Genomic DNA, 8,110 nt, shown 5'->3' with positions numbered 1-8,110 from the left:
CTATAAAGATACTGATAATCAGCTACTTAACCTTATTTTTTATGTTAAACTTTGTTATATAAAACATTGAATATTAATTAGTTAATTGAATATTTACCGAACTATTGTATAATGGATAATGTATAATTAAGAATTGAGAATTAACAAGAAATAGAGAAATGGGAAGTAAAGAAATGAGAATTTCAATGAATTATCAAATCGGGAAATTATGCATTGTGCATTATCCATTGACTCTTGGGGCGTTGCCCCAAACCCCACATACTTTTTTGTCTTGATGCAAAAAAGTATGCAAAAAAGATCAAGACTGCATCTCCTCATCGACCCGATAGCTGCTTGTTCGCTAAAAGACAAATAACTCACCGCCTTGCGGCGGCTCAAACAGCTTGTCTTTTGCCTGACGGCACGCTCTCTGCGCAGATCGGGTGCCCCGATGAAGAGATGAGGTCGATAAATTAATTGCTAATGTAAAATAGGGAATGGAGAAGGAAGAGCGGAATTGTAGTAATAAGCCAGATATCCGTAATTCATGAGGCACCCTCAATTTTTATCTACCCACACTATTTCACATAGAACCAAAATAAAACAATTGACATCGCGGTTTTCATCAGAAGATTATTCAAAGTTGTTGGAGGTTCACTTTCGTATGTCAAAAAAAAATGCGATCTTCGTATTCTAAAACGCTGCATTCTGCAATCCATTTTCACAAACTCTATAAATTAAGAAACTATATGACAAAAAGCGCTTTACAAATTGCAAGAGCTGCCTATGTGCCTAAAATGCCGGAAGGCTTGTGGAGCAATGTTCGCCTCGAAGAAGGCGCCGCCACGAGCGCAGCCGGAGATGCCGAAGAGATTAAAAAGCTTTTCCCGAATACCTATGGAATGCCTGTTGTGAAGTTTGTCCAAACCGATGGACAACCCGGTTTGGAAAATCCCATGAATGTTGGAGTGATTCTTTCGGGTGGGCAGGCTCCCGGCGGTCATAATGTAATTGCAGGTATTTATGACGGCATCAAACGTTTGCACCCACAAAGCCGACTTTTCGGGTTCATTCTCGGTCCTGCCGGCTTGATAGAGCACAATTACAAAGAGCTTACGGGCGATATCATCGACGAATATCGCAATACCGGCGGATTCGATATCATCGGTTCGGGGCGTACCAAACTCGAAACGAAAGAACAATTCGACAAAGGATTGGAAATTTTGAAAAAACTCGATATCAAGGCTTTGGTAATTATTGGTGGTGACGATTCGAACACAAACGCTTGCGTATTAGCCGAATATTACAAGGCTATCAATGCCGGTGTTCAGGTGATCGGGTGTCCCAAGACTATCGATGGCGATTTGAAGAACGAACAAATCGAGACTTCTTTCGGATTCGATACTGCCTGCAAAGTATATTCCGAACTCATCGGAAATATCGAACGCGATTGCAATTCGGCGCGTAAATACTGGCACTTCATCAAAGTGATGGGACGCTCGGCATCGCACATCGCCCTCGAATGTGCTTTGCAAACACATCCCAACATCTGTATCATTTCGGAAGAAGTTGAAGCCCAATCGCTTTCGCTCGACGATATTGTGGATCAGATTGCGACGGTAGTAGCCCAACGCGCCGAGAAAGGATTAAACTTCGGTACGGTAATCATTCCCGAAGGATTAATCGAATTTATTCCGGCCATCAAATCTCTCATTGCAGAGTTGAACGATTTGCTTTCGAAAACCGAAGAATTCAGCTTGGTACGTCGCTCGCAACAGCGTGAATATATTATCGGTAAACTTTCGCAGGAAAATGCTAAAATTTATGCTTCTCTGCCCGAGAAAGTAGCAAAACAATTGGCGCTCGATCGCGATCCTCACGGCAATGTTCAGGTTTCGATGATTCAAACCGAAGAGTTGCTTGCACAAATGGTTGCTACACGTCTTGAAGAATGGGCGAAGGAGGGAAAATACAAAGGCAAGTTTGCCACCATCACTCATTTCTTTGGATATGAAGGTCGTTGCGCAGCTCCATCCAACTACGACGCCGATTACTGCTATTCGTTGGGCTACACCGCATCGATGCTGATTGCTTCAGGCAAAACGGGCTATATGGCTTCCGTTAGAAACACCACTGCGCCTGCACACGAATGGATAGCCGGCGGAATTCCCATCACCATGATGATGAACATGGAACGTCGCCACGGCGAAATGAAACCCGTTATTCAAAAAGCACTCGTAAAATTGGATGGTGCTCCTTTTCAATACTTCAAAAGCAAGCGCGACGAATGGGCTATCGAAACAGATTATGTATATCCCGGTCCTATTCAGTATTTCGGGCCTACTGAAGTGTGTGATCAGCCAAGCAAAACATTGCAGCTGGAGCAGCGAGGAAAGTTGGAATGACAAAATTTCTCCCATTGCCCAATCCAATTGTGGGTATTAAAAAAAACGCTTCGAGAATTCTCGAAGCGTTTTTTTAATATGTCTCCCCAAAAAAATGGGAAATTAATAAAACCGATATCGGTTATCTTTCACTTTCAGTTTGTCTTTAAGAACTTCCATCGACTGCATTTGCAAGCGGTATGAGTTGTTGTTCATTAAAGTTGTTTTGGTAGCTTTCACGTCGAACGACTCGTTAGACCGGGTGCGATTATCGATTCTTACCACAAAAACTCCCATATTGCCTTTTGCAGGTTCCATCACTTTATTGAGTGGAGCATAAGCCGAGAAGGCATTCAAAACCGGTTCGAAACCTAATCCGGATATATTTTGTGTGTTGAAGTTGACAAATTTAACGGTATCTACTCTACTGTTCATAGCTGAAGCGTATTCATCCAGACCGGTCAAATTTTTTGCTTTCAAGTCTGTAATAATTTTCTGAGCTTTTTTGTCACGTACCAATAACGACCGAATGGAGGCAGAAACTTCCGAGAGTGGCGTTATACCGGCAGGGATAACTTCGTCCAGGCGTGCTATGACACGTAAATTTGTCAGATCGAATTTTTTAACCGTTCCTTTTGTTTTTTCGTTAAGAGCCCAATTGATAATTTGCCTCGAATTCGGAATTTGTGCGATCATATAATCGGTGGCAGTGGCAGTGTAATTTGGAACAACGGAATAGCCTTTCTCTGTCGCCAATTCATTAAACTTTTTGCTTACTTCGGGGTTCGATACAAATTGGTTCAGTTCGTTATCCACGTTATTGGCGGTTTTTTCACTTACCACGACAGGCAGATTTATGATGGCCAGTTTATACTTTGTTACGGGCTGAGTTCGCTCCTCCACCTGCATGATGATTTGCTGACCGGGTACAGATATTTTCTGTGGTATGCCAATCGGGGATGAGAATGCCCGTTGGATAAATTCTTTTCCCAATTGGGCCAGGTCGATCTCTCTCGCCCAACCGGCATCGCCTCCATTTGAGCGTGGATTAAGGGAATTTGCAACTTCTTCGAACGATTTTCCGCCTTGAATTTCGTTGTATATGCTGTCCATAAAGTGAGTGACGGTACTGTCTTGTCCTAAGGCACTCGGATCGGGCACTACGATCAATCGGAGATGAACCGAGTCGGGAGCAACTGTCTTGTCGATTAGTTTGTAAATTTGATATGAGTCGCCCTCTCTGACAGGGCCATAAACATCCGATATTGCAGCAGTTGAAGCAAAAGATAATTGGCTTGGCGTGAGCAAATTTGATGCTACAAATACATCTCTGTATGGCGTATCGGAATAGTCTGCTACTACAGGTGCAGGATTTTGCGCTTGTCGTAGTTTTTCGGCAGCTTCGTTGGCTTGTTTCTCAACTTCTGCAAAATCGGCATCACTGGGAGTGATTTCGCGAACGAAATAGGTGAGTTTTGCTACAGGAACAGCCAGTTTGAAATCTTTTTTGTGCTTATCGTAAAAGGCCTTTATTTCTTCGTTTGAAACGGTTACAGCAGAGTCAGGGATTGTGTAATAATTTTGAACGGTGTATGTCAGATCGGCATTCGTCTGCGAATGATCGAAATAGGTTTTCGCTTCCACATCATTGGCCATTACAGCACCCGAAAGCAATGCCCCAAACTTTTCTTCGAGACGCTGATATTTGATCAGATTTTCGATGAACAGCCAAACACTTTTGTATTGTTCGACCAATTCTTGTTCCTCAGGTTTGAAAGATTGAGTTGGTTGGTTGATGGTATTCAAGAAGTTCATAAGAGCGTTGCGATCGTAAATTCCGGTTTCGGGATTTACAAAAAGTGGCAGTTGTTGCAACAGCGGAGAGATTGTTTCTCCGTGTACGAGGTCGTTCAATTCTTCTTTCGATACCGTTAATCCCAATTTTTTTGCTTGAGCATCGAGTATTTTCTCTCGAACCATTTGTTGGTAAACCAATTCTCTGATTTGCGAAGTGGCATTTTCATCGAGCGAATTTTCGCCGCTTACCATTTTTTGAAAGTTTTCCCACTCCGTAACCCTATCGAAATAGTCTTGAGTGGAGATTACTTCTCCGTTTACTTCGAAAGCTTTGTCGCGCGCTTTGTTGAAAATAGTAGTTCCCGAGGTTAACAAATCACCCAAGATAAATGCCAGCATTGCAATACCAATTACTGCAACCAGAAATCCAGCTCTGTTTCTAATATTCTGTAATGTAGCCATTTATGCTAATAATGTTTAAGAAAATATCGTTAAAATTTATGCTGTTTCAATCAAGGGCACGAAGTTAGTAAAAATAAAGCAGATAAAATCTATTTTTATGTGAAAAAGTAATGGAGGGCTACAGTTGTCGATAAAAAATGCTACTCTTTTTTCAGACTGTTTACCATTAATCTGACAACTTCAATTTTTCTGGCCGTAACTTTCAGTATTTTGAAACTGAACTTTCCAATATCGATGGTTTCATACGTTTTTGGGAAACGTTGTGCATAGTGAAGTATCATTCCGGCTATGGTGCTGTATTCGTCAGATTCGGGGAGATCCAATCCGAGAATTTCGTTTACTTGATCGATCTCCATTCTGCCCGACAGAACGTATTCGTTGTCATTTTCTTTCTTCAAAAAACGGCTTTTTGTATCGTATTCGTCATAGATATCGCCAAAAATTTCCTCAACCAGATCCTCGAGGGTTACGATGCCGGAGGTACCGCCAAATTCGTCAACTACTACCGCCATATTTTTATGTTGTTGCATGAGGTCGCTCATGAGTTTTTTTGCCTGCATACTTTCGGGTACAAATGTGAGAGGCGTGATTTTTTTTGTCCAGTTTTCAGGGTCGTTAAATAACTCCCAGATATGAATATAACCGATGATATTGTCGATGTTGTCTTCGAAAACAAGAATACGCGAAAGCCCTGTCTCGATAAATTTTTCTTTCAATATCTCGGTGCTTGTGTCGTTTCTCACTGCAATGATGTCGGCTCGGGGAATCATGCAGTCTTTCACTCGTTTGGTTGAAAAATCGAGGGCATTGCGAAAAATCTTCACGTCTGTATCGACGTCGTTGTCATTGGGTATATCCTCAATGTTTAGTTTTACGTACGAATCAAGCTCTTTTTCGTTAAAAATCACATTTTGAATCGGTTTGACGGAACATCCAAAAATTTTCAACAAAAAACGGGAAACCTGAATAAAAGCGCGTGTCAGCGGATATATTAAAATATAATATAGAAAAGCCGGAATAGCAAAGATTTTTATCCACCCATCAGGATTTTTTCTCAGGATCATTCGTGGAATGAATTGATTTGCAGCAACAGTCAGCAATGAAATAACCACAATAATAAAAAAATACCGAACCGCTTCTTTTTTCATAAGCGTGAAAGTCATCAGAGCCGGGTCAAGAATCTCGATGAGGAAATAAATTATCCATCCGAGCAAAATGATATTGCCGAGAGCGAGGGTTGTTAAAAATTGACGAGGATGATTATAAATGGTATTGAGCATGTGATTGAAAACCCCGTTGTTTTTTTTGTCGAGCACATAACGCACTTTGTCCGATGCTACAAAAGCCGTTTCGGTAATGGAGATAAGCAGCCATACCAAGATGGATATTATCAACCACCAGCTATTTTCGGGTAAATATGTCATGGTTTCGCCGGATTTGAGGTTAAAGGACGTGGTACCGAATCATTGAGTTGAGGATTATCTTTGAATGGAATTTTACCCTCGTGAGGACGAAAAATTCGGTATTCGTTCATTTCCTGATTCGATTCAAATCCATATCCTTTCAATTCCGAGTTGCCTCTTTTGATTTCGATGTATTTGTCTGAATAGACTTTCTGTTGCTTTTCATCCCAAAAAAGTTCGTCGCTGCGAAATTCTTCGCCTTGCATATTTCGAACATGTACGTTGCCTTTCAGTCTCCACAGGCGTTTCGCCGTATAATTCCATGCCGTGTCGGCTATGATGGTAGCCTCGATGTTAAACGAAGGATCAAAACGCTCCAAATAAAGTCCTTCCGGAAAATACCAATGAGGATCTTTGGCTTTGTCGAAAACTAACCATTTTTGAGCAATGAGTTTGTAGCGTGTGATTCCGGAATCGGAAATGAAAGTAACCACCGAGTCGGTACTCATTGTAGGCGTACTTTCAGGATCGAATTTTATATCCACAAAATCAGCCTCTTTCTTATTGCACGATGCCCAAAAAAGCAACATAACAATCGCCATACTGGCGATTGTTATGTGTCGTCTCTCTTTCGTGTATGTTATTTGTTCTTTTTCCAATCGAACTTCGATAAATCACACTGCTGTTTATTTCAGTCTCACCGTAGTGTTTTCTCCAATCCAGCCCGGTATGAATATAGATTGGCCTTCCTTAATTCCCATCATAAATGCCGTTTCTGTATCCATAAAGTATGCAGCGTATTTGTTTATCAAGCTATTGGCTTCGGCAGTTACGCTTGGATCAACCGATTTTGCTTTTTGCAACTTATCTACAGCGGCGCAGAATACCAATCCCGCTTTTTCGGGTTCCTGGAAAATGCTTCCGGCTGATGCGGCATATAATTGAGCAATAAGGATATATGCTTTTCCATTATTGGGATCGTATTTCAGTGCGTCGTAAGCAGCTTGTCTGGCACGCGAATAATTGCGTTGATTCGAGAAAATTCCCGCAAGCTGTAGTAGATAATCGGCAGCTTTCGATTTGTCTGTTTCCAGATTTGCAGCTTCGTTGTAATACTTTATCGCTGTGTCGTAGTCGTTGTTTCTAAGACTTCTGTTGGCCAAGCCGACTGCGGCATTTGCCGAAGGTTCGAGTTTGTAGAGATACTCGGCTGCAGTGAAGTACAGGTCAGACTCCGTGCATCCTACTGAACTCAACGAAGAAATGACTTCATTTAAGAAATTCTTATCATTTTTATTTGGTTCAATTTTATCTCCATAATATTCGATAAGAGTATTGCAATCGCCGGCTCCGCTGCTTACAAATCCGGCAACAATACCTTCTTTTACGGTAGCCAGATAATCGGCAGTTTGTTTATCGTTTGCCGCATTGGCATTAGCTATAGCCTGATCAATATATCCCGTTACGGTGAAATAGTCATTGAGGTATTGTTCTTTTTTGGAATTGTCTTTGTGATATTCTACCAGCGAGGCAGCCATAAAGTATCCGTAAGCATCCGACGGTTCCATTTTGTCTTTAGCCTCCTCGATAGCTTCTTTCAATCCTTCGTATACGAATTTTGAATCGGCCTTTTCACCCATCAATTCCATGTAATCATACACTTTGTATGCGATGATTTTCGACTTTCCTTCCTCTGCGCCGAAATATTTAAGGCGTGTGTCGTAGATTTCCATGACTTTGTCGAGCAAAGCTTGTTTCTTTGCCGGATCCGTTTCCTGTGCATATAAAGCTTTGAAGATGCGGGGTCCGTAGATGTAGATGTTCTTGCTTGCAGCCGGACAGTTTTCGTATGTGTAGGTCCAGGGAGCCACTGCATCTTTGAAGGCAGATGCTTTTACAGAAGTTTGCAACAAGCTCAAATTCATGAGACATTTAACGCTATCCTCCCCATGTCCATACGGAACTTTCGGGTCGTAGCCCGGTTTCTGTGCACTGGCTATTCCTATGGCAACGATGGCAAGAAGACAGGATAATAATAATTTTTTCATTTTTTCCTTTTGTTTTTAATTTGTTTTACCGATTTCT

The 8,110-nt window shown here is 41.6% G+C and carries 5 protein-coding genes; 1 reads left to right on the top strand and 4 read right to left on the bottom strand.

The features are described from left to right. Nucleotides 1–728 precede the first annotated feature (728 nt). On the top strand, nt 729–2,384 hold the full coding sequence (locus EJN84_RS08415; RefSeq protein ID WP_129595006.1) for a diphosphate--fructose-6-phosphate 1-phosphotransferase: 1,656 nt from the start codon (nt 729–731) through the stop codon (nt 2,382–2,384). A 102-nt stretch (nt 2,385–2,486) separates the two neighbouring features. Here the strand turns inward: EJN84_RS08415 and EJN84_RS08410 are convergent, their stop codons facing one another. The 4 genes from EJN84_RS08410 to EJN84_RS08395 form a co-directional block, all read right to left on the bottom strand. Next, entirely contained in the window at nt 2,487–4,622 is a 2,136-nt protein-coding gene (locus tag EJN84_RS08410; protein WP_129595005.1) for a peptidylprolyl isomerase, read from the bottom strand. Nucleotides 4,623–4,762: 140 nt separating this feature from the next. Then, a complete protein-coding gene (locus tag EJN84_RS08405) occupies nt 4,763–6,046 on the bottom strand; it encodes a hemolysin family protein (RefSeq protein WP_129595004.1) in 1,284 nt (427 codons plus the stop codon). Next, a complete protein-coding gene (gene lptC / locus EJN84_RS08400; RefSeq protein WP_129595003.1) occupies nt 6,043–6,627 on the bottom strand; it encodes an LPS export ABC transporter periplasmic protein LptC in 585 nt (194 codons plus the stop codon). The genes EJN84_RS08405 and lptC overlap by 4 nt, the downstream gene beginning before the upstream one ends. Nucleotides 6,628–6,711: 84 nt before the next feature. Beyond that, entirely contained in the window at nt 6,712–8,073 is a 1,362-nt protein-coding gene (locus EJN84_RS08395) for a tetratricopeptide repeat protein (protein ID WP_129595002.1), read from the bottom strand. Between the last annotated feature and the right edge of the window lie 37 nt (nt 8,074–8,110).

The sequence above is a fragment of the Seramator thermalis genome (genome assembly GCF_004138125.1).
In the GTDB taxonomy this organism is placed as follows: domain Bacteria; phylum Bacteroidota; class Bacteroidia; order Bacteroidales; family Dysgonomonadaceae; genus Seramator; species Seramator thermalis.
This window is presented reverse-complemented; position numbering and strand designations above follow the sequence as displayed.